The 19,985-nt window shown below is 64.8% G+C and carries 21 protein-coding genes; 14 read left to right on the forward strand and 7 right to left on the reverse strand.

All coding sequences use genetic code 11. The annotated features are described in order from the left end of the window. Window positions 1-39 precede the first annotated feature (39 nt). From CAL18_RS09720 to CAL18_RS09730, 3 genes are read left to right on the forward strand one after another with little or no spacing between them, the layout of a single operon-like run. A complete protein-coding gene (locus tag CAL18_RS09720) occupies window positions 40-1,218 on the forward strand; it encodes an acyl-CoA dehydrogenase family protein (protein WP_094817831.1) in 1,179 nt (392 codons plus the stop codon). Then, window positions 1,215-2,435, forward strand: a complete 1,221-nt coding sequence (locus tag CAL18_RS09725; RefSeq protein ID WP_094817757.1) for a CaiB/BaiF CoA transferase family protein — start codon at window positions 1,215-1,217, stop codon at window positions 2,433-2,435. Before CAL18_RS09720 ends, CAL18_RS09725 begins: the two co-directional genes overlap by 4 nt. Next, window positions 2,432-3,532 (forward strand): CaiB/BaiF CoA transferase family protein, encoded by a 1,101-nt coding sequence (locus tag CAL18_RS09730; protein ID WP_026638189.1) that lies wholly within the window; start codon window positions 2,432-2,434, stop codon window positions 3,530-3,532. Before CAL18_RS09725 ends, CAL18_RS09730 begins: the two co-directional genes overlap by 4 nt. Window positions 3,533-3,557: 25 nt before the next feature. Here the strand turns inward: CAL18_RS09730 and CAL18_RS09735 are convergent, their stop codons facing one another. The 3 genes from CAL18_RS09735 to CAL18_RS19590 are packed head-to-tail and all read right to left on the reverse strand — an operon-like array spanning window position 3,558 to window position 5,968. Then, entirely contained in the window at window positions 3,558-4,463 is a 906-nt protein-coding gene (locus CAL18_RS09735; RefSeq protein ID WP_094796338.1) for an amidohydrolase family protein, read from the reverse strand. 1 nt (window position 4,464) lies between these two features. Then, a complete protein-coding gene (locus CAL18_RS09740; protein ID WP_170940313.1) occupies window positions 4,465-5,433 on the reverse strand; it encodes a Bug family tripartite tricarboxylate transporter substrate binding protein in 969 nt (322 codons plus the stop codon). 13 nt (window positions 5,434-5,446) lie between these two features. Then, window positions 5,447-5,968: a cupin domain-containing protein gene (locus CAL18_RS19590; RefSeq protein ID WP_170940314.1), complete on the reverse strand. Its 522-nt coding sequence runs from the start codon at window positions 5,966-5,968 to the stop codon at window positions 5,447-5,449. Between the two features lie 227 nt (window positions 5,969-6,195). Here CAL18_RS19590 and CAL18_RS09745 point away from each other — a divergent pair, with 227 nt between their 5' ends. Next, on the forward strand, window positions 6,196-7,008 hold the full coding sequence (locus CAL18_RS09745) for a GntR family transcriptional regulator (RefSeq protein WP_094817759.1): 813 nt from the start codon (window positions 6,196-6,198) through the stop codon (window positions 7,006-7,008). A gap of 39 nt (window positions 7,009-7,047) precedes the next feature. On the opposite strand, the gene CAL18_RS09750 is transcribed toward CAL18_RS09745, so the two are convergent. Next, window positions 7,048-7,857: a hypothetical protein gene (locus CAL18_RS09750; RefSeq protein WP_094817832.1), complete on the reverse strand. Its 810-nt coding sequence runs from the start codon at window positions 7,855-7,857 to the stop codon at window positions 7,048-7,050. Between the two features lie 105 nt (window positions 7,858-7,962). Between CAL18_RS09750 and CAL18_RS09755 the strand changes: the two genes are divergently transcribed. The 3 genes from CAL18_RS09755 to CAL18_RS09765 are packed head-to-tail and all read left to right on the forward strand — an operon-like array spanning window position 7,963 to window position 10,492. Next, window positions 7,963-8,382, forward strand: coding sequence for a VOC family protein (locus CAL18_RS09755; protein WP_026638193.1), 420 nt, complete (start codon window positions 7,963-7,965; stop codon window positions 8,380-8,382). A 20-nt stretch (window positions 8,383-8,402) separates the two neighbouring features. Beyond that, entirely contained in the window at window positions 8,403-9,872 is a 1,470-nt protein-coding gene (locus CAL18_RS09760; RefSeq protein WP_026638194.1) for a DHA2 family efflux MFS transporter permease subunit, read from the forward strand. Beyond that, window positions 9,869-10,492 (forward strand): DUF937 domain-containing protein, encoded by a 624-nt coding sequence (locus tag CAL18_RS09765; protein ID WP_094817760.1) that lies wholly within the window; start codon window positions 9,869-9,871, stop codon window positions 10,490-10,492. The genes CAL18_RS09760 and CAL18_RS09765 overlap by 4 nt, the downstream gene beginning before the upstream one ends. A gap of 61 nt (window positions 10,493-10,553) precedes the next feature. Here CAL18_RS09765 and CAL18_RS09770 read toward each other — a convergent pair whose 3' ends face one another. The 3 genes from CAL18_RS09770 to CAL18_RS09780 all read right to left on the reverse strand — a co-directional run bounded on the left by CAL18_RS09770 (window position 10,554) and on the right by CAL18_RS09780 (window position 14,417). Then, window positions 10,554-12,257: a SulP family inorganic anion transporter gene (locus CAL18_RS09770; RefSeq protein WP_094796334.1), complete on the reverse strand. Its 1,704-nt coding sequence runs from the start codon at window positions 12,255-12,257 to the stop codon at window positions 10,554-10,556. Between the two features lie 25 nt (window positions 12,258-12,282). Beyond that, a complete protein-coding gene (locus CAL18_RS09775) occupies window positions 12,283-13,212 on the reverse strand; it encodes a ZIP family metal transporter (RefSeq protein WP_038851892.1) in 930 nt (309 codons plus the stop codon). A gap of 119 nt (window positions 13,213-13,331) precedes the next feature. Next, window positions 13,332-14,417 (reverse strand): NYN domain-containing protein, encoded by a 1,086-nt coding sequence (locus CAL18_RS09780; protein WP_081745603.1) that lies wholly within the window; start codon window positions 14,415-14,417, stop codon window positions 13,332-13,334. Between the two features lie 115 nt (window positions 14,418-14,532). Between CAL18_RS09780 and CAL18_RS09785 the strand changes: the two genes are divergently transcribed. From CAL18_RS09785 to CAL18_RS09815, 7 genes are all read left to right on the forward strand, one after another. Then, complete coding sequence (locus CAL18_RS09785; RefSeq protein WP_094817761.1) at window positions 14,533-14,886, forward strand: YciI family protein; 354 nt, start codon at window positions 14,533-14,535, stop codon at window positions 14,884-14,886. 121 nt (window positions 14,887-15,007) lie between these two features. After that, the gene (locus CAL18_RS09790) at window positions 15,008-15,385 is read left to right on the forward strand and encodes a YciI family protein (RefSeq protein WP_094817762.1); all 378 of its coding nucleotides are present in this window, start codon (window positions 15,008-15,010) and stop codon (window positions 15,383-15,385) included. Window positions 15,386-15,432: 47 nt separating this feature from the next. After that, entirely contained in the window at window positions 15,433-15,843 is a 411-nt protein-coding gene (locus CAL18_RS09795) for a VOC family protein (RefSeq protein WP_094817763.1), read from the forward strand. Then, a complete protein-coding gene (locus CAL18_RS09800) occupies window positions 15,840-17,117 on the forward strand; it encodes an RNA polymerase sigma factor (RefSeq protein ID WP_094817764.1) in 1,278 nt (425 codons plus the stop codon). The genes CAL18_RS09795 and CAL18_RS09800 overlap by 4 nt, the downstream gene beginning before the upstream one ends. A gap of 130 nt (window positions 17,118-17,247) precedes the next feature. After that, on the forward strand, window positions 17,248-17,658 hold the full coding sequence (locus tag CAL18_RS09805) for a DUF4168 domain-containing protein (RefSeq protein ID WP_026638200.1): 411 nt from the start codon (window positions 17,248-17,250) through the stop codon (window positions 17,656-17,658). Between the two features lie 448 nt (window positions 17,659-18,106). Next, the gene (locus CAL18_RS09810; RefSeq protein ID WP_094817765.1) at window positions 18,107-19,018 is read left to right on the forward strand and encodes a motility protein A; all 912 of its coding nucleotides are present in this window, start codon (window positions 18,107-18,109) and stop codon (window positions 19,016-19,018) included. After that, entirely contained in the window at window positions 19,015-19,983 is a 969-nt protein-coding gene (locus CAL18_RS09815) for an OmpA/MotB family protein (RefSeq protein ID WP_094817766.1), read from the forward strand. Before CAL18_RS09810 ends, CAL18_RS09815 begins: the two co-directional genes overlap by 4 nt. Window positions 19,984-19,985 lie beyond the last annotated feature (2 nt).

Raw genomic sequence — 19,985 nt, forward strand, 5'->3', positions numbered from 1 at the left:
CTGCAATACTTGTACGTACGTATTTACCAAGAGGCCACCATGACCACTCCAGACGCCGTTCGGTCGATCTCGGCCGGCGATGAAGCCGAACTGCTCGCTGCCGTTGATCGCTGGATCGAGCGATCGCTAAAACCCGAAGTCGTGCGCGAACACGACCATGCCGACCGCTACCCCAGCCATATCGTCGAAGAAATGAAGGAACTGGGCCTGTTCGGCGCCACGGTAAGCACCGAATACGGCGGCCTGGGCCTGCCCGCCACCACGTATGCCAAGATCGTCATGCGCGTGTCATCGGTATGGATGTCTGTCACTGGCATATTCAACTCGCACCTGATGCTTGCGCTGGCCATCGAGAAGTTCGGCACCGCACAGCAGAAGCAGCAATGGCTGCCCCGCCTGGCGTCCGGAGAAGTCCGCGGCGGCCTTGCGCTTACCGAACCCGACGCGGGCACCGACCTGCAAGGCATACGCATGACGGCCCGGCGCGATGGTGACCACTACGTCATCAACGGAACAAAAACATGGATCACCAACGCTGTCGAAGGCTCGTGCTTTGCCCTGCTGGTCAAAACCGATCCCGACGCACAGCCCCGCCACAAGGGCATGAGCCTGTTCATCGCGCCCAAGGGGCCCGGGTTCGACAGCAGCCGCAAGCTCGCCAAGCTGGGGTACAAGTCCATCGATAGCGGAGAGCTCATCGCTGAAGACTATCGTCTGCCGGCCGACCACCTGATCGGCGGCGTCGAAGGCCAGGGCTTTTACCAAGCCACGGGCGGCCTGGAACTGGGCCGCATCAACGTCGCCTCGCGCGGGGTGGGCATTGCCGAAGGCGCGCTGCGCCTGGCCACCGAGTATGCCCAGATACGCAAGACGTTCGGCAAACCTATCTGCGAACACCAGGCAATCGCCCTGAAACTGGGCGAGATGGCCACCAGAGCCCGCGCAGCGCGTCTGCTGACGCTGGACGCCGCTGCCTGCTTCGACCGCGGAGAACGCTGCGACATGGAAGCCGGCATGGCCAAGTACTTTGCATCCGAGGCGGCGCTGGAAAACAGCACCGAATCCATGCGCATCCATGGCGCCTACGGATACTCCAAGGAATACGACATAGAGCGCCTGTACCGCGATGCCCCGCTGACCTGCATCGGCGAGGGAACCAACGAAATGCAGCGCATCATCATTTCCAAGCAGTGGATCAAAAGGAATCCCGCGCAATGACCCCGGGTGCCGGCAAGCCACAGGGCCGTCACGTACCGCGCCCTGCCCATCTTCCGCTGCAGGGCGTACGCATCATCTCGGTAGAACAGTTCGGCGCGGGCCCCTACGGCACCATGTTTCTCGCGCACCTGGGTGCGCAGGTCATCAAGATAGAAAACGCCGCAACCCGCGGCGACCCGTCCCGCCAGACGGGGCCGTTCATGCTCGGCCCGGACGACAGCCAGTATTTCCAGAGCTGGAACACCAATAAGCAAAGCGTCGTTCTGGACATCAAGTCCGACGAAGGCCGCCAGGCCTTTGAAACACTGGCGCGTGAAGCGGACGTCGTGCTGAACAACCTGCGCGGCGACCAGCCGGCCAAGCTGGGGCTGGACTACGCGTCATTGTCACGGCTCAATAAGGCATTGGTATGCGTGCACATTTCCGCGTACGGCCGCGACAACCCCCGTGCTTCATGGCCGGGCTACGACTACCTGATGCAGGCCGAATGCGGGCTGATGCACCTGACCGGCGAACTCGGCACACCGCCCGCACGCTTCGGCGCGCCTTCCATCGTCGACCACATGACCGGCCTTACATCCATGGTCGGCCTGCTATCGGCACTGCTGCGCGCGCGCGAAACCGGCCAGGGCTGCGATGTAGATACCAATCTGTTCGACGTCACGCTCCACCAGCTTGGCTACACCGCCACGTGGCTGCTCAACGAACAGCATGCCGCCCAGCGGCAAAAGCGCAGCGCGCATTATTCTTTGACGCCTGTACAGACATTTCCCACTGCCGACGGCTGGATTTTCATCATGTGCATGACCCAGAAGTTCTGGGAAGCCCTCACCCAGGCGCTGGAGCGCGACGACCTGGCGGCCGACCCGCAATTTCGCACCGCCGAATTGCGCTTCCAACACCGGGCGCGCCTGAGCGGGCTGCTGGATGACGAGTTCTCGCGTCATTGCACCCAACATTGGCTATCGCGGCTGGAAGGGGCGCTGCCGGTCGCTCCGGTGCTGTCGCTGGACCAGGCCCTGCAAAGTGATTTCGTTCGCGACAGCGGCATGCTGACCCGCATCGACCATGCCGCCAGGCCCGACCTGCGCATGCTGTCCAACCCGCTGAAGTTCAATGGGAATCGCCCGCCCCTGCGCCCCTGCTCCGCCTTGGGCGCCGATACCGAAGCGATTCTTTGCCCTCCCGACGTCATTGCTTCGCGAGATCTGTCATGAAACTATCGGGTATCCGCGTACTGGATATGTCCAACTTCCTGCCTGGCCCTTACCTTTCGCTGGAAATGGCCGACCATGGCGCGGAAGTCATCAAGATAGAGCAGCCGGCCGGCGACCCCGGCCGCCACATCGGCCTGTCTGACGGGCCCCACACGGTGTTCTTCCGCAACCTGAACCGGGGCAAGAAAAGTATCGCCCTGGATCTGAAATCCGAGCATGACCGGGCCGCCCTGCACAAGCTCGTCGAAACCGCGGACGTATTCATCGAATCGTTCCGCCCCGGCGTAGCGGCCCGTCTGGGCGTCGACTATGCGACGCTGGCCGGGATCAACCCGCGGCTTGTGTACTGCTCGATCAGCGCCTTCGGCCAGGATGGCCCCTATCGCGACCGCCCCGCGCACGACCTGGCGGTCCAGGCGCTGTGCGGCACTTTGTCTTTGACCGCCGGGGCCGATACGAACCCCGCCATTCCCAACCTGCCGTTTGCCGATCTGCTGAGTGCCTTGCAAGGCCTGTCCGGTGTACTGATGGCGCTGTTGCGTCGGCACGAGACAGGCAAAGGCGATTATCTGGATATCTCCATGTCCGATTGCATGATCGCCGCATTGCGCAACGTGCTGGGCTCGACGTTCGCCCACAACCGCGCGCCCGAGCCCGGCCAGGACCGCACGACCGGCGGCAGCGCCTTCTACCGCATCTACCGGACGCGGGATAACCAGCATGTAGCGCTGGCTGGCCAGGAACCGAAGTTTGTGCACGCGCTATTGAACGAACTCGGCCGGCCCGACCTGGCCGAGGCGTGCCTGCGAGGCCCCGGCCCGCACCAGGCGCCTGTCATGGAGTTCCTGGAACAAGCCTTCGGGCAGGCCACCAGGGCTGAATGGGAAGCCCGGCTCGAGGCGCTCGACATGTGCTTTGGTGGCGTCAACACCCTGCCCCAGGCCCTGCAGGACCCTCACACCCAGGCGCGAGCCATTGTGATGCGCGACGCGGACGGCAGGCCGCATATCGGCAGCCCCATCCGCTTCCTGCACGAACCCGCGACCATCAATCTGGAATCACCGCAGCTGGACCAACACCGCGACCTGCTGCCCTGACCGGCACAGCCCCGGGCGGGTGTCTTCAGTTCGGCGATATGCCGGCGTCTGACCCTGCCCCGGAAAATCCATACAGCCGCTGCGCATTGCCGGCCAGAATAGCGTCGCGCACCGCGGCATCGGGTACGCACTGCCCCAGCAGGTCCAGCAGATCGCCGGTATTGGGCATGGTCTTGCGAAAGCTCACGTGCGGCCAGTCCGATCCCCATACACACCGGGTGGGCGCCGCTTCGGCCAACGCACGCGCGTAGGGAATCACGTCCTGGTAGGGCGGATCGGAAAGCGAAATCCGAAATCCTCCGGACAGCTTCACCCAGGCGCCATCGCGGACCATGTGCAGCAAGGTTTGTCCCGCATCCGTGCCGGCCAGGTCCGGCGACACATAACCCATGTGGTCGAACACGGCCGGAACCCGCAGTTTCGATATCTGCGGCGCAAGAGAAGGCAACTGCGGGGCATTGACCAGGAATTGCAGGTGCCAGCCCATTTCCATGCAGATGGCCTCGTATTCGGCCAGCGCCCCCAGGCCCACGCCGCCGCCCGTCGTCGTATTCAGGCGCAGACCGACCACGCCGGCCTCGTCCAGGCTGCGCAGCCCCGTCTCGCCCAAGTCGTGCGGGATAACCGCGATGCCGCGCAAGCGGTGCCGGTTGGCCGCCACAGTATCGCGCATCAGCGTGTTGTCGGTGCCGTGCACGCTTACCTGCACCAGTACGCCATACGTCATCCCGGTGCGGTCCAGCATCCGTAGGTACGCTTCGGGCGGCGCGGGGTGCGGCGTATAGCTGCGCTCTGTTATCCAGTGTGTTCCGATCACGTGCGCATGCGCATCCACGGCGCCCGCCGGCAAACTGAAACTGGCCGGCGGGCGTGGAGAGTCGTCCGGCGCGGGATCCGGCGCCTGGTGACCGTGCTGGTTGTCACCATGCATATCACGACTCCATCTTCAGGCGACCGGCCGCCGCCATTGCGCGCATGAACTCGTCTTCTTTGTGCATGATGCGGGCATAATCCTCGGCCGACCCCCACTGCACGAACGAACCCATCTTGGTCACGCCTTGCACGAACCGACTTTCCTGCAGCGCGGCATTCGCCGCCTTCTGCAACGCCTGCATGATCGAGGCAGGCGTGCCGGCGGGAGCGGAGATGCCCAGGTAAGTGGTGACATCAAAGGGCTCCGGACCCAGCGACGACACCGACGGGATGCCGGGCAAGGCATCCTGCAACGGCCCGAATACCGCCAGCGGCACCAGTGTGCCCGACTCGATATAGGCCTTGGACGTGGATACCTGGTCGGCTGCAATTTCAATCTGGCCACCCAGCAAATCCTTCAGCATGGGATTGGAGCCCTTGTACGCGATGCCGTTGAACCGAATCTTTCCCACCGCTTCGAGATCCAGCATGGCCAGGTGATTGGGCGTGCCCAGGCCGCTATAGCCCATGGCCACCGTCTGCGGCCGTGCCTTGGCCGCCGCCACGACATCGGCGAGCGACTTGTAGCGGCTGCCTGCTTTTACCACCAGCACCAGCGGCGTCTTGCTGACCAGGCATACCGGCTGGATGCTGTCGATACCGTAGCTGACCTTGACCAGATGGGGCGTCACTGAAAACACGCTGGGAGCGCAGAACAACAGGTTGTAGCCATCGGGAGGCGAACCCGTCACGTGCAATGCCCCTATGGCGCCGCCTCCGCCAGGCTTATTGCCCACCACAACGGACTGCCCCAGCGTCTTGGCGAGCGAATCGGCGAACAGGCGCGCCGTCAGGTCGGCATTGCCGCCCACCGCGTACGGGACCCAAAGCGTGATCGGGCGGGTTGGATATGACTGCGCGAAAGACAGGCGCGCGGCGCAAGCGCCCAGCACGGCAGCGGAGCCCCGCAGGAATTGTCGACGAAACATGCCAGACTCCTGGTTAATCGTTGTCGGCGGCGAAGTACGCGCCCGCCTTGAAGATGGTGGGACGGGCCGCCACGCCGTTGCGCTTCGCGTCGCCTGCAGCATGGCGCCCTTGGGTATCCGATCGGCTTTGCATCGCCTCATTGGGAATGCCGAACTTGGGATGAAGATCGGACGAATCCTTCACCAGCGCCGCCCCCACCCGGAACATCACCAGATTGCCATGCGCTTCGTCGGCCTTGAACCGGTAGCGTGTGCCCCGCGGCACGGTCACGCCTTCATAGGCCCGAACCCTGGCGCTGCTTCCGTCCTCGAAATGAAACTCCGCCTCGCCCTGCAGCACCAGGAACACATGATCCTCGATGTCATGGCTGTGCAGCGCGTTTTCCCCGCCCGACGAATACACCTTGGAATGCGCCCACAGCATGGGAGACAGCCCCAACAGGTCCATGGTCGCGCCGTCCTCCAGCAAGGGCAGATTTCGCATCGAGAACCGCAATCGCTGCGCGGTTGATGTCACTTCAGCATCAGGTTTCACCGTTGTCTCCTTGATCGCGAACCCCGCAATCTTTAGATTTGTAGTTGTCCGTACAACTGTAATGCTATCACCCTGCCCTTGACAGAGCATTGGTGTTATTACCAATAAGTTGTACGAACATATTATCCGGCCACAGCGCGGATGTATATATCGCAAGGCGCCTGGCTACAGCATCCATCCCGCGACGAAAGGTTTTACGCCCCCCGGCACGAGGTAGAATCCCCGCCATGCCTGTAGCAAAGAAAACCACGCAAGTTGCACGTACACCTGCGAAAACCGGGCGGCGGCGCTCGCTGCTGCAGCGCCCGGCGGCGGCGGGCGAGCCTTTGTACCGCCAGCTGGTCCAGCATTTGCGTGCCGACATCGTCCGAGGCGTGTTCCCGGTGGGCTCGCAGTTGCCTACTGAAGAAGAGCTCGCCGAACGCTTCACTGTCAGCCGTCATACGGTGCGTGAAGCCCTGCGCCAATTGCGCGCAGACGGCCTGGTATCGTCACGGCAGGGTTCGGGCACCACCGTCATGCCCCCGCCCGCCAGCACGCCGTTCAATGTTCACCGCGTCGCGTCCATCGACGAACTCATTGCCTACGCCGCCGAGAGCCGGTATGCGATAGACCGCAGCGATTTTGTCGAAAGCGACGGCCTGCGGCTGGACGAAGCCACATTGCCGCCCGGGCAGCGTTGGCTGCGCCTGCAGGGCTATCGCCTGGGCGAGGACAACGCCGCCCCGCCTATCTGCTGGACGGAAGTCCTGGTGGCGGCCGAGTATGCCGGCGTGGAGCGCATGCTGGAGCGCCAGCGAGGGCCGATCTGGCGCATCATCGAAGACATATACGGCGAACGCATGGTCGAGATCGAGCAGATGCTCAGGGTTTTGCCGGTACCCGACGAACTGGCCGAAGGCCTGCAAATCGAGCCTGGTTCCAGCGTGGTCGAAGTACGGCGCACCTACAAGAATACGTCCGACAAGATCGCCGAAATATCGATCAACCTATACCCGGCAGAGAAGTTCCGGTTCAACATGAAGCTGCGGCGGGCGTAGGCCGCAGCCCCCCCTTGCTGCGGCGGCGCGCCAGAGCTTTCAGTCTTGCTTGCGCGCTTCGGCCAGCGCAACGGTCAGATGCATGACCTTCTTTTTTAGCGCATCGCGCTCTTCGGTCAGAGCGGCCACCAGGCGACGCAATCGCCCCACCTCGGCGGGATAATCATCGATCGCGGGCTCGGCCGCCCCGTCCGCCGGCGCGTCGGTTTGCGACTCGCCGGGTGTCTTGCGGGCCTGCCGCGCCTGGCGGGCCAGTTCGCGCAATGCCTTGCGGCCCTCGGCAGCCGCGGCCGCCTGTTTATCGACGGGCAACGCGGCCACCGCCGCGGCGGCGTTGATCGAAATATCGCCTACCTTTACGGCCCGCACGAGCTCGGGGGCAGCCGCCTTCTGGATTTTTTCGATCTGCCCCAGGGTGGTGCTGCTGACCCGGGCGGCGCGCGCCAGCGCCTGGCGGCTGAGCACTGGCGCCGGGCCCGTGGACGACTCCGCCGCAGCGGTCGTTTCTTGCCCGGCCTTCGCCGCGCGCGCCTGCAGAATCTCTTTCTTGCGCAGCGCCAGCACGCCGCGCTGGAAGTCCGATACGCTGCGGCGCCCCAGGTGATTTTCAATCATCCACAACTTGACATCATCAAGTGACGTAAACCGGGTATTCTGCGTGGTCTTGAACTCGATGCCGTGCTTGCGGCACAGTTCGTAGCGATTGTGGCCATCTACCAGAATGTCGCCCCACAGCACCAAAGCATCGCGGCAACCTTCTGCCAGCAAGCTGCGCTCGAGGGCAGCATATTCGTCGGGGCTGAGCGGATCTATATAGGTGCGCAGTTCTTCGTTTATCTGGATGGTCATGGTGACGCTGTATTCATCAATCATGGGCGCGGTCGCCATTACACCATTGGTGGCGCACTCGTGGCCACACAGGCCATCGCCCCGCATAACAACCGGAGACGCATCATGCCCCAACTTTGTGCTTATCTGTCGTTCGACGGCCAGTGCGCCGAAGCGCTGCGCTTTTACGAGCATACGCTGGGCGGCCGCGTAGAAGCCATGCTGACTTACGCGCAGGCGCCGGAAAGCGCGGGCATCCCCGCCAACATGCACGAGCGCATCATGCACGCCAGGCTGAACCTGGACGGCCAGACACTGATGGCGGCCGATGTCATCGACGGCCAGCCTTACCAGGGCCAGCACGGCGTGTCGCTCGCGCTGATGTTTCCCACCGTATCCGACGCCACGCGCATCTTCAATAATCTGGCCGAAGGCGGCACGGTCACCATGCCGCTGCAAAAAACCTTCTGGGCCGAGACATTCGGCGCGCTGACCGACCGCTACGGAACGTCGTGGCTTATCAATGGCGGCCAGATCGCCAGCTGAAATCATTCCAGGGAATACGCATGCCGCATGCTTCACAAGATAAACAGCGCTGGCTGGCGCTGATCGTGCTGTGCCTGGGTGTACTGATGATCGTGCTGGACACCACCATCGTCAATGTGGCCCTGCCATCGATACGCACCGATCTGCGCTTTACGGAAACCGCGCTGGTATGGGTGGTGAACGCCTATATGCTGACGTTCGGCGGTTTCTTGCTGCTGGGCGGAAAACTGGGTGACCTCTTCGGTTCGCGGCGGGTGTTTCTGGCCGGCCTGACCTTGTTTACCGTGGCATCGCTGGCCTGCGGGCTGGCAACCAGCCAGGAAATGCTGGTGGCGGCGCGCGCGATACAGGGCGTGGGCGGCGCAGTGGTGTCGGCCGTGTCGCTGTCGCTCATCATGTCGCTCTTTCCCGAACCTGCCGAACGGGCCAGGGCCATGGGGGTGTACGGGTTTGTGTGCGCCGGAGGCGGCAGCGTGGGCGTGCTGCTGGGCGGGCTTCTTACCAGCCAGCTCAGTTGGCACTGGATCTTCCTGGTGAACCTGCCCATCGGCGCCGCCGTGTTCGGCCTGTGCCTGGTGCTGTTGCCGGGCACGCGCGCCGCCAGCGGCGTGCGCCTGGACGTGGCCGGCGCCTTCACCGTCACGCTATCGCTGATGCTGGCGGTGTATGCGGTGGTCAATGGCAACCAGGCAGGCTGGACTTCGACCCAATCGATGGGGCTGCTGACGCTGTCGGCGGCACTGCTGGCGGCATTCCTGTTTATCGAATCGCGGGCGCGCTCGCCGTTGATGCCGCTGGGCCTGTTCCGGTTGCGCAACCTTGCCACGGCAAACGCGGTAGGCGTGCTGTGGGCCGCGGCAATGTTTGCCTGGTTCTTTATTTCGGCGCTGTACATGCAGCTGGTGCTGGGCTATAGCGCCATGCAGGTGGGCCTGGCTTTCCTGCCCGGCAACCTGGTCATGGCCGTTTGTTCGCTGGGCGTATCGGCGCGCCTGGTCATGCGTTTTGGCGTGCGCGGCCCGCTGGCGGCGGGCTTGACCGCCGCCGCGGCCGGGCTGGCCCTGTTCTCCCAGGCTCCCATCGATGGCAGCTTCGGCGTGCACATTCTGCCCGGCATGCTGCTGCTGGGCCTGGGCGCCGGCATCGCCTTCAATCCTTTGTTGCTGGCGGCAATGAACGATGTGGCGCCGCACGAATCCGGCCTGGCCTCGGGGATCGTCAATACTGCCTTCATGATGGGCGGCGCGTTGGGGCTGGCGATCCTGGCCAGCGTGGCCGCCGCGCACACGGCGGCCCTGACTCAAGCCGGCACGATACTGCCCGAGGCACTGAACGGCGGCTATCGTCTGGCCTTCATGCTGGGCGCCATCTGCGCGGCCATCGCGGCCTTGCTGGGCGGCCTGCTGCTGCGCAACGCACCCGCCGCATCGTCTTCACCCGCCTCCGGTGGTACGCTTCAGAAACCCGTCATCCAGGAAGAAACACCATGAATTCGCCCGCCACTCTCTCTGACGAACTGTACGCACAACTGCAGGGCGCACCCATGCAGCAACTGGCCCAACAACTGGGGTCCGACACGGCCCAGACGCAAAGCGCGGTGGGCGCCGCGCTGCCATTGCTGCTGGGCGCTCTGGGCCAGAACGCTGCGCAGCCCCAGGGCGCGCAGGACCTGTTCGGCGCGCTGCAGCGCGACCACAATGGCGGCGCCGATCTCGGCAGCCTGCTGGGGTCGTTGTTGGGCGGGGGCGCCCCTGCCGAAGGCGGCCAGCTCGATGGCGGCGCCATACTGGGCCACGTCTTCGGACAGAACTGCGACCGGGCCGAACAGAATCTGGGGCAGGCCACCGGACTGGGCGGCAGCAATGCCGCCCAATTACTGAAATTGCTTGCGCCTATCGTGATGGCCTTTCTGGCCAAGCGCATGCAAGGCAGCGGCATGGACGCCGACAGCCTGGGCGCCACACTGACGCACGAGCGCGACGCGGCACGCCAGCAGGGCGGAGTTGGCGGCGATCTTCTGGGTTCTTTGCTGGACCAGGACGGCGACGGACAGGTGGGCCTGGGCGATCTGCTGAAAATCGGCGGCAGCCTGTTGAACGGCCGCCGTTGAAGCCCGCCGGCGCGGCCCCCCTTGATCACGGATGGCGGCAGGGGCCGCGTCGGCACGTCCGCTAGAGGCGCCCTTCTCCGACCCCCTGCCCGCCCGCGCCGCCATCGGGATGACCGGGGCGCGCCGCCACGGCCCCGCAGGCGGCCAGCGCCTGTTTCAAGGTGTCGAACATCGCGTCGGGGCCAACCAGGTCCACCACCCCGGCCTTGGCAAGCTTGCCCCGCACCCGCGGATTGGCTTCGGCCAGCAGCACCCTTACCTTGCGCTGCTGCAGGCGCGCAATGACTTCTTCGAGCATCTGCAGGCCCGTCGCATCGATGAACGGTACGCGCCGCAGGCTTATTACCAGCAGGCGCGGGTCGGTGTGCGTGCTGGCCAGCGCGTGCTCGAAATTCTCGACAGCGGCAAAGAACAATGGGCCTTCTATCGTGTAGACGAGCACGCCTTCCGGCAGGTCGGCAATGCCATTGGCCGCCAGTTCGAAACGCAGTTCTTCGCCCTGTATGGGCAACACACCCACGCTGGAGGCCATGCGGCGCAGGAAATGCAGGGTGGCGAGTATCACCCCGATGTTCACCGCCACGACCAGGTCGGCGAACACGGTCAACAGAAAGGTCACCAGCAGAATGACCACATCGGCGCGTGGCGCGCGACGCAGCATCTTCACCACATGCCGCACGTCGCTCATGTTCCATGCCACCATGAAGAGGATGGCAGCCAGTACGGCGAGCGGCACGTCTTCGGCCAACGGCGCAACCAGCACGACGATGGCAATCAGCGTAAGCGAATGCACGATGCCGGCCAGGGGGCTGGTGCCGCCATTGCGGATATTGGTTGCGGTGCGGGCGATGGCGCCTGTGGCGGCGATGCCGCCGAACAGCGGCGCGGCGATATTGGCGATGCCCTGGCCTATCAGTTCCTGGTTCGACTGGTGCCGCGTGCCCGCCATGCCGTCGGCCACAACGGCAGACAGCAGGGATTCGATAGCGCCCAGCATAGCAATGGCGAACGCCGGCCCGATCAATTCGATCAGGCGCGGCAGGGTGACCTCGGGCCACTGCCAGGACGGCAGCCCTTGAGGCACTCCGCCAAACGCCGATCCGATAGTGGCTACCCCATCGAAGGCGAAGACCGCCTGCAGCACCGTGGCGGCGACCAGCGCCACCAGCGGGCCAGGCACGCGCTTGAGGTATGGCACGCGCGCAGACAGGATCAGCAACGCCAGGCTGAAAAGCGCCAGGCCCGTCGTGGCCGGGTGCAGTTGCGGCAACGCCTGCAGCAGTTGCCACAGCTTCTGGTGGAAATGAACGCCTTCAGTCGGGGGCAGACCGAAGAAGTCTTTCCATTGCCCCACCCAGATGATCACCCCGATGCCGGCCGTGAAACCCACGATGACAGGAGCGGGGATGAACTTGATCACTGCGCCCATGCGCGCCACGCCGAGCAGCAGCAGGATCACGCCCGCCATCAGCGTGGCCAGCTGCAGCCCCGCCACGCCGTATTCGGCGACCACTCCGGCCAGGATGACAATGAACGCGCCGGTAGGCCCGGCAATCTGCAGCCGGCTGCCTCCGAATATGGAAACCAGCAGGCCGGCGACGATCGACGTGTACAGGCCCTGTTCGGGCTTGACGCCCGATGCGATGGCAAACGCCATGGCCAGCGGCAGGGCCACCACCCCGACAATGACGCCCGAAACGATATTCGGCAACCAATGCCGGCGTTGCAACAACCCGGCCCGATGAGCCTCAAGCAGCGCGATCACGATTCACCCCGAAGCACAAAAGCACCTAACCCAGCGCCGTATCCAGGAACATCATCGCGGCAAAGCCTGCCAACAAGCCTACCGTGGCGGGCGTCTGGTGGCCATTGCGGTGCGTTTCGGGAATGACTTCATGGGACACGACAAAAATCATGGCGCCAGCTGCCAGGCCCATGCTGACGGGATACGCCAGCGCCAGGCCGCTGGACATTCCCAGCCCCACCATCGCGCCCAGGGGCTCCATCAGGCCGGAGGCGGCCGCCACCAGCGCGGCGCGCCATGGCGACAGGCCCGTGGCGCGCAAAGCCATGGCCACCGCCAGCCCTTCCGGAATATTCTGGATGGAAATCGCGGATGTCAGCGGAAGGCCAACCTGCATATCGCCGTTGGCAAAACCCACGCCTATCGCCATGCCCTCGGGCAGGTTATGCAGCGTAATGGCCAGTACGAACAACCAGACGCGGTTCAGGCGTTCGGCATCGGGCCCGCAAGGCCCGGTGCTATCGTGCGCGTGCGGCGTGAACACATCCAGGCCCAGCATCAGCAGCACTCCCAGCGCCAGGCCCAGCACTACCACGGCGGCTGCGGCCGGGCCATCGCCCACCAGGCCTTCGGCGGCCGCCAGTCCCGGTAGAACCAGTGAAAACGCGCTGGCCGCCAGCATCATGCCCGCCGCGAACCCCAGCATGATGTCCTGCGTGCGGTCTTGGATGCTGCGCAACCCCACCGCAAGCAGCGCCCCCACTGCGGTGGCGCCAAACCCGGCCAGGCCGCCCAGCGCGGCGTAGCGTATGTAGCCAGGTTCGACTCCGGTAAGCCCCCGGTACAGGCCGGCGGCCAACAGCAACAGCGCGGCCGCCGATGCGGCAGCAAGCCCCAGCGCCACAAAGGGACGGGACTGCGCTTGTGCGCGCCAGGCGGCGCGCCATTCGCGCGCCACAGTTTGGGTTGTGTCCATAGCAATGCTTAACGGGTAGCCAGATATACCGCCGCCCGGGGCTCGGGCCTGGGCGGTCAAGGCTCTTAGTCTAGCGCACGCCGGAGCGTTCGTTGCAAATGGTCACAATATGAGGGCACTCAGTTCTGCTCCGTTTTTCGTGGCCGGCGAGCGCGCGGCGTCGCCTTGCGAGCCGGAGGCGTGGCCTGGGCGGGTGCGTCGGCGCCGGATTGGGCGGCCGCCTGCGTGGCGATGTCTGCATCCGCCGGCGACACCACGGCATCGGTCAGCATGTCGGCGGTACGCTCTATTGCCGCGTCGGCTTTTGAAGCCGCTTTCTTGCGGGCGGCAGTCTTGCGGGCCCCGCGGCTGCCCCCGGCGCGCGCCGGCTCGGGCTCGGCTGGCACGGCCCTGTACACATACGCGCCAGACTTTTCGTCACGGCCAAATGACAGCAACCCGCGGGCCTGCGCCTCTTCAAGCAGATTGCCGAACGTCTTGAAGCCGTGATACGACTCGCTGAAATCCGGCTTGCGACGCTTGATGGCTTCTTTCAGTACCGAAGCCCAGATCTTGCCGCTGTCGCCGCGTTCGGACACCAAGTCTTCGAACGTCTCGACGGCGATCTCGATCCCTTGGGTGCGGCGCGCCTCGATCTCTGCCTTGCGGCCGGGGTCTTCTTCCTGGTTGCGCCGGCCCGCAGAGGCGGCTTCACGCGCCGCGCCGCCCTTCTGTTCGGGACGCTGTCGCTCGCGCACCAGGTCATCATAGAAAATGAACTCATCGCAATTGGCGATCAACAGATCCGAGGTCGAGCGCTTTACCCCTACCCCTATCACCTGCCTGGCGTTTTCGCGCAGTTTGGATACCAGGGGCGAGAAGTCCGAATCGCCGCTGATGATCACGAAGGTGTCGACGTGCAGCTTTGTATAGCAAAGGTCCAGCGCGTCCACCACCAGCCGGATGTCCGCCGAATTCTTGCCTGACTGCCGCACGTGCGGAATCTCGATCAGTTCGAAATTCGCCTCGTGCATGATGGCCTTGAACTCGCGATAACGTTCCCAATCGCAATAGGCCTTCTTTACCACGATGCTGCCCTTGAGCAGCAGGCGCTCCAGCACCGGCTTGATATCGAACCTTTGGTAATTGGCGTCTCGCACGCCCAACGCGACGTTCTCGAAATCGCAGAACACCGCCATGCTGATGCTTTCCTGGGTCGCGGTCATGTGCTTCTCCGTGTCACAACACGGCGACGATACACCGGATGGGCGATTCTGCACTTCCATCCCGGGCATGCGGGCAATAAACTCGGCTTCCTGCCCCCATGCACACGGAGTCGCCATGCCCTATATGCTGCTCATCGTCGAACCCGTCGGCCAACGCGCGCAGCGTTCCGAGCAGGCAGGCCACGCCGCCTATGACAGCATGCTGCGCTACGCGGCCGACCTGAAAGCGCGCGGCCTGCTGCGCGATGCCCAATCGCTCAAGTCCGAGGCCGAGGGCGTGAAACTGCAGGTGCGCGACGGCCGGCCTCGCCTTATCGACGGCCCGTACGCCGAAGCCAAGGAAATGATAGGCGGCTTCTTCCTGCTCGACTGCGCCACCCGCGACGAAGCCGTGGAAATCGCGGCGCAATGTCCGGCGGCGCAATGGTGCACGGTGGAAATTCGCGAAGTGGGCCCCTGCTTCAGCTGACGCAATCGTTTATAGGGGTTTTCCCTTAACCCAACCGCGCTTTGTCGATCTGATGGCGCGCTGCCCGTCGTGTCTGCAATGGCCGCCGAATCCGGCGCGCCGCCACACCGGAGACTGCGCCATGCGTTTCATCATTATCGCCAGAGCCAATGCCGACCCCATCGCCGGCAGCCGGCCCGGAGATAGCTGGCCCTCGGAAATGGCCGCCTACCACGACACCCTGGCACGGGCCGGCGTATTGCTCGATGCCGCCGGGCTGCAGCCCAGCGCCACGGGCTGGCGCCTGCGCTATGCCGACGGGCATTGCGAAACGCTGGAAGGCCCACACCAGCAGGGCTGCGACCATGCCGCGGCCTATACCGTGATCCAGGTGCGAACCCGCGTCGAAGCGCTGGAATGGGCCCGGCGCTTTCCGGCGCCGGCGGGCCCCGGCGTGGCCGCCGAGATTGAAGTACGACAGTTGTACGACATGCCGCTGCGCGCGCTGCCCAAGCCATAGCGCCGCATCCGGCACCTTCCTTGCATCGACTTGCCAAGAGAACCATCATGCACAAACAGATCTTCGTCAACCTGGCTGTTTCCGACCTGCCCCGCTCCATGGCGTTTTTCAAGCAACTGGGGCTGGACTTCGACCCCCGCTTCACCGACCAGAATGCCGCCTGCCTGGTGCTGGGCGAGAACCTGTACGCCATGCTGCTGACCCGCGACTACTTCAAGACTTTCGTCAACAAGCCGTTGTGCGACCCCAAGCAAAGCACCGAAGTGCTGGTTTGCCTGTCGTGCGAAAGCCGCGCCGAAGTCGACGACCTGGTTTCGCGCGCAGTGGCGGCGGGCGGCTCGGTGCCCCGCGACCCTCAGGACTACGGCTTCATGTATGGCCATGCGTTCGAAGACCCCGATGGGCACATCTGGGAATTGATGTACATGGATCCGAATGCGGAGATCCTGAAGCAATGAGTTCGCGAGATGCCGTCCACCAGGCCATCGAAGCCGTCTGGCGCATCGAATCCGCCAAGGTCGTGGCGCATGCTGCGCGCCTGGTGCGCGATGTGGGCCTGGCCGAAGAACTGGCGCAGGATGCGCTGGTCACTGCGCTGGAACGCTGGCCGGTCGACGGCATCCCCGACAACCCCGGAGCCTGGCTCATGACTGCCGCCAAGCGCCGGGCGCTGGACCGGCTGCGGCAGGACACCCTGCATGCGCGCAAGCACGAACAATTGGGCCACGAAATGGACGCCTTGCAGGCCCACGTCGAGCCCGATTTTGTCGATGCGCTCGACGCCGCGCGGCAGGATGACATCGGAGACGACCTGCTGCGCCTGGTATTTACCGCGTGCCACCCGGTGCTGTCGACCGAAGCCCGCGTGGCGCTCACGCTGCGCCTGGTGGGGGGGCTTACCACCGACGAAATCGCGCGCGCGTTTCTCGTGTCGGAATCCACTGTCGCGCAGCGTATCGTGCGCGCCAAACGCACCTTGCGCGACGCGGGCGTGCCATTCGAGGTGCCCCGAGGCGCCGACTTGGCCACGCGCCTGGCTTCAGTGCTGGAAGTGGTCTACCTGATCTTCAACGAGGGTTACGCGGCCACGGCAGGCGCTGACTGGACGCGTCCGGCGATGTGCGAGGAAGCGATGCGGCTGGGCCGCGTGCTGGCCGAACTGGCCCCGCAGGAAAGCGAAGTGCACGGCCTGGCCGCGTTGATGGAGCTGCAGGCTGCGCGCCTGGCCGCCCGCGTGGATGCGGAGGGCGGGCCTATCCTGCTGATGGACCAGGACAGGTCATTATGGGACGCGTTGCTCATCCGGCGCGGCCTGGCGGCGTTGCAGCGCGCACAGGAACTTGCCGATTCGCCCGGCCCATACACGCTGCAAGCGGCGCTGGCCGCCTGCCATGCGCGCGCCGCGCGTCCCGAAGACACCGACTGGCGGCAGATCGTGTCGCTGTATGACGCGCTGGTTCAGGTGGCGCCGTCGCCCGTGGTCGAACTGAACCGCGCCGTGGCGGTAGGCATGGCGCAGGGTCCGCAGGCGGCGCTGGCCCTGGTTGATGCCCTGTCGGCCGAGCCAGTGCTGGCCGCATACCACTTGTTGCCCAGCGTGCGGGCCGATTTGCTGGCGCGCCTGGGACGCATCCAGGAGGCACGGGCCGAATTCCTGCGCGCCGCCGAGATGGCGCGCAATGAACCAGAGCGCAATCTGCTGCTGTCGCGAGCGCGCGCGCTGAACTCCTGATCCTCCTTGAAACGCACCGTAACCTGGCGTTCCCAGGCCCTGGTCACATGCGCAAACATCGCAGAACTTGAGGCGGGGCCGTGGGCTTGTCATCATGGGCCTTACGCATTGACTCGACCAAGGAGGCCTCATGCCGCGTATCACTTCCGCCTTTTTTGCAGCTGCCGTACTGGCCGTGAGCGTGTCGCCAATGGCAGCGCAGGCCCAGGCCGCGCCGGCCGCGCAACCGCCCGCCCAGTCCCAACCCGCTATCCAGCCGTCCGAAGCGCAATTGCAGAAATTCGCCAGCGCTTCGCAGAAAGTAGCCATGGTGGCCGATGAATACCGTCCGAAACTGCAGGCCGCCAAGGATGACGCCGCACGTGAAGAAGTCTATCGCGAGGCCGACGAGAAAATGGTCCGGATGGTCAACGCCGACGGCCTCACCGTCGACGAGTTCAACGGAATCGGCCAGGCCGTAGAGCAGGACCCCCAATTGCGCCAGCGCGTGATTTCGATGGTGCGCGAACAAGCCCCGGCCGGCGGCGCGCCGCGCCAGTAAGCCCGCTGCGAACGCCACGGCGGGCTTCGACCGGGGTTTTCGGCCCGTATCGCTCTTGATCGGGCGCCAGTGTGGAAGAGCCCAGGGCGTCTCGGTGTCTGACACCCATGCCGAAGAGCCCAGGGCGTCTCGGTGTCTGACACCCATGCCGGTCGTGTCGGTGTCTGACACCTGGCGGAGTCAGACACCTATATCGCCGGAGTCAGACACCTATAGCGCGAACTCGCCGTCACCGGTGTCTGACTCCGTCAGGTGTCAGACACCGACATCCCAAGAATGCTCCCCCCACCCACGCCGGAATCTGACACTTTTCTGCGCCCCGTCGCCCCTCGGTTTACTTGTAATTCCCTTAAATCCCCCGATTTCCTGCCGTTATCCACCGATTGAGCTGCGCCTGCCGTTTCTAGAATGAGCCCTTTCCGCGCTCTTTTGCGCGAGGCTCATTGTCATGAACGTTTCGACCCTTATCGGCATCGCGGTGGCCGTCGTTACGCTGGCCGTGGCGCTGGCGCTTTCGGCAAGCGACCCCGGCCTTTACATAAATCTGCCGGGCCTGCTCGTGGTCGTGGGCGGCACCTGCGCCGCGCTTTTCATCAGCTACCCGCTGCGTGAAGTGGCGCGCGTGTTCGCCTTGGTGCGCACAGTATTCCGTGGCGAGAAGATTGATGCCCGACGCGACATCGACGAACTCGCGACGCTGGCGCAACTGTGGATGAACGCCGATGTGCACAAGGTGGAACAGGCGCTGCAAAAAGTCGCCAACCCGTTCCTGCGAACCGGCGTTCAACTGATCATCGATCACACGCCCGAAGACCAGATCATCGAGTTGCTGCAATGGCGCATCGCCCGTCTGCGCGCCCGCGAACGCGCCGAGGCGCAGATGTTCCGAATCATGGCCGGCTTCGCGCCGGCGTTCGGCATGCTGGGGACGCTGGTCGGGCTAATCAACCTGATGTCGGTGCTGGGCGGCGGCGACATGGCGGTCATCGGGCAACATCTGGCGGTGGCCCTGATGACGACCTTCTATGGAATATTGCTGGCCAACCTGGTGTGCAAGCCCATCGCCGTCAAGCTGGAACGTCGCACCGAACAGCGGCTGATCCTGATGAACATGGTGCTTCAAGGCATTTCCCTGATGTGCGCCCGGCGCGGCCCCGCTGTGCTGCGGGAAACGCTGAACTCGTTCATGATGCATTTCGACGACGAGATCGACGACGGCGCCGGCCAGCCGGCTCGTTCCGGCGCCAAGGCCATGGCGAGCGCCAAGCCTGCCGCGGCGGCAAAGGCTGCCAAGGCGGCGCCTGCAGCCCCTGGCCTTGCGACCAACGCCCTGCCCCGTGCGGCCAGCGCGCGTCCATGAGCCTGGCCGACCGCATCGATGCCCTGCGCCGGCAGCGTCAACAGCGCCAGGCCGCTGCGCGGGCCCCGGCTCCGCCGATCCGGGCGCCCTTGCACGAAGGCGGCCGCTACGCACGCTGGCACGTCGATACCCAGGTCGAGCCGGAGTCCGAAAGCTGGCTTCTGACCTATCTGGATCTGCTCACCTTGCTTCTGGCAATGCTGGTGGTGCTGCTGGGGGTATCGCAGTTGCCGACCCGTGCGCCCGCAGCTTCACTGCCCGTGCAACTGCTGGGCTTGCTCGCCAGCCCCGCCGGCGCGGCAAACGCTGCGCAAACGCCGCCTGGCGACATGACGGCGTTGCTGCCCATGCCCGATCTGCCCGGCCTGTCCGCTGCTCGGGAAACGTTTGCGCCGCTTTCCGGCCTGGCCGGCATTGCGCAGCCCGCCCCGGCCGCCGAACCGGCCGCGACGCCAGACGCGCCTGCTAGCCCCGCAGAGCCTGCGCCCCCCGAACCCCAGCCACCCTCGATAGCGGAACTGGGCCTGGATGGCCTGGGCGACGACGTGGATGTCATCGTCAACGAAAAATCGATCAGCTTTCGCATCAGCAACGAGCTGCTGTTTCCATCCGGCCAGGCCATGCTCAGCCCAAACGGGCTGAGCGTCATCGCGCGCATGGCCGGTGTAATCAATCGCAGCCAGGGGCACCCCGTTTCGGTCGAAGGCCACAGCGATCCCGTGCCGATCCAGACCCGGCAGTTTCCATCGAACTGGGAGCTCTCTGCCGGCAGGGCCACAAGCGTGCTGCGCGAACTCGTTCGGGGTGGGGTCGACCCGGCAAGGCTGCGCGCCGTCGGATACGCCGACACCCGCCCGATTGCCCCGAACGACACCGCAGCAGGGCGTGCAGCGAACCGGCGCGTTGAGCTGATTATGGAAATCACCCCGCGCACGGACGCCACAAAGGCCCGCGAGGCGAATTAGCC

It is taken from the genome of Bordetella genomosp. 7 (assembly GCF_002261415.1).
In the GTDB taxonomy this organism is placed as follows: Bacteria; Pseudomonadota; Gammaproteobacteria; order Burkholderiales; family Burkholderiaceae_B; genus Bordetella_A.

Bases quoted from the DNA above. Each gene is read 5' to 3' on its own strand.
- CAL18_RS09720 (WP_094817831.1), top strand. From the start codon at position 40: ATGACCACTCCAGACGCCGTTCGGTCGATCTCGGCCGGCGATGAAGCC.
- CAL18_RS09725 (WP_094817757.1), top strand. From the start codon at position 1,215: ATGACCCCGGGTGCCGGCAAGCCACAGGGCCGTCACGTACCGCGCCCT.
- CAL18_RS09730 (WP_026638189.1), top strand. From the start codon at position 2,432: ATGAAACTATCGGGTATCCGCGTACTGGATATGTCCAACTTCCTGCCT.
- CAL18_RS09735 (WP_094796338.1), bottom strand. From the start codon at position 4,463: ATGCATGGTGACAACCAGCACGGTCACCAGGCGCCGGATCCCGCGCCG.
- CAL18_RS09740 (WP_170940313.1), bottom strand. From the start codon at position 5,433: ATGTTTCGTCGACAATTCCTGCGGGGCTCCGCTGCCGTGCTGGGCGCT.
- CAL18_RS09745 (WP_094817759.1), top strand. From the start codon at position 6,196: ATGCCTGTAGCAAAGAAAACCACGCAAGTTGCACGTACACCTGCGAAA.
- CAL18_RS09750 (WP_094817832.1), bottom strand. From the start codon at position 7,857: ATGACCATCCAGATAAACGAAGAACTGCGCACCTATATAGATCCGCTC.
- CAL18_RS09755 (WP_026638193.1), top strand. From the start codon at position 7,963: ATGCCCCAACTTTGTGCTTATCTGTCGTTCGACGGCCAGTGCGCCGAA.
- CAL18_RS09760 (WP_026638194.1), top strand. From the start codon at position 8,403: ATGCCGCATGCTTCACAAGATAAACAGCGCTGGCTGGCGCTGATCGTG.
- CAL18_RS09765 (WP_094817760.1), top strand. From the start codon at position 9,869: ATGAATTCGCCCGCCACTCTCTCTGACGAACTGTACGCACAACTGCAG.
- CAL18_RS09775 (WP_038851892.1), bottom strand. From the start codon at position 13,212: ATGGACACAACCCAAACTGTGGCGCGCGAATGGCGCGCCGCCTGGCGC.
- CAL18_RS09780 (WP_081745603.1), bottom strand. From the start codon at position 14,417: ATGACCGCGACCCAGGAAAGCATCAGCATGGCGGTGTTCTGCGATTTC.
- CAL18_RS09785 (WP_094817761.1), top strand. From the start codon at position 14,533: ATGCCCTATATGCTGCTCATCGTCGAACCCGTCGGCCAACGCGCGCAG.
- CAL18_RS09790 (WP_094817762.1), top strand. From the start codon at position 15,008: ATGCGTTTCATCATTATCGCCAGAGCCAATGCCGACCCCATCGCCGGC.
- CAL18_RS09795 (WP_094817763.1), top strand. From the start codon at position 15,433: ATGCACAAACAGATCTTCGTCAACCTGGCTGTTTCCGACCTGCCCCGC.
- CAL18_RS09800 (WP_094817764.1), top strand. From the start codon at position 15,840: ATGAGTTCGCGAGATGCCGTCCACCAGGCCATCGAAGCCGTCTGGCGC.
- CAL18_RS09805 (WP_026638200.1), top strand. From the start codon at position 17,248: ATGCCGCGTATCACTTCCGCCTTTTTTGCAGCTGCCGTACTGGCCGTG.
- CAL18_RS09810 (WP_094817765.1), top strand. From the start codon at position 18,107: ATGAACGTTTCGACCCTTATCGGCATCGCGGTGGCCGTCGTTACGCTG.
- CAL18_RS09815 (WP_094817766.1), top strand. From the start codon at position 19,015: ATGAGCCTGGCCGACCGCATCGATGCCCTGCGCCGGCAGCGTCAACAG.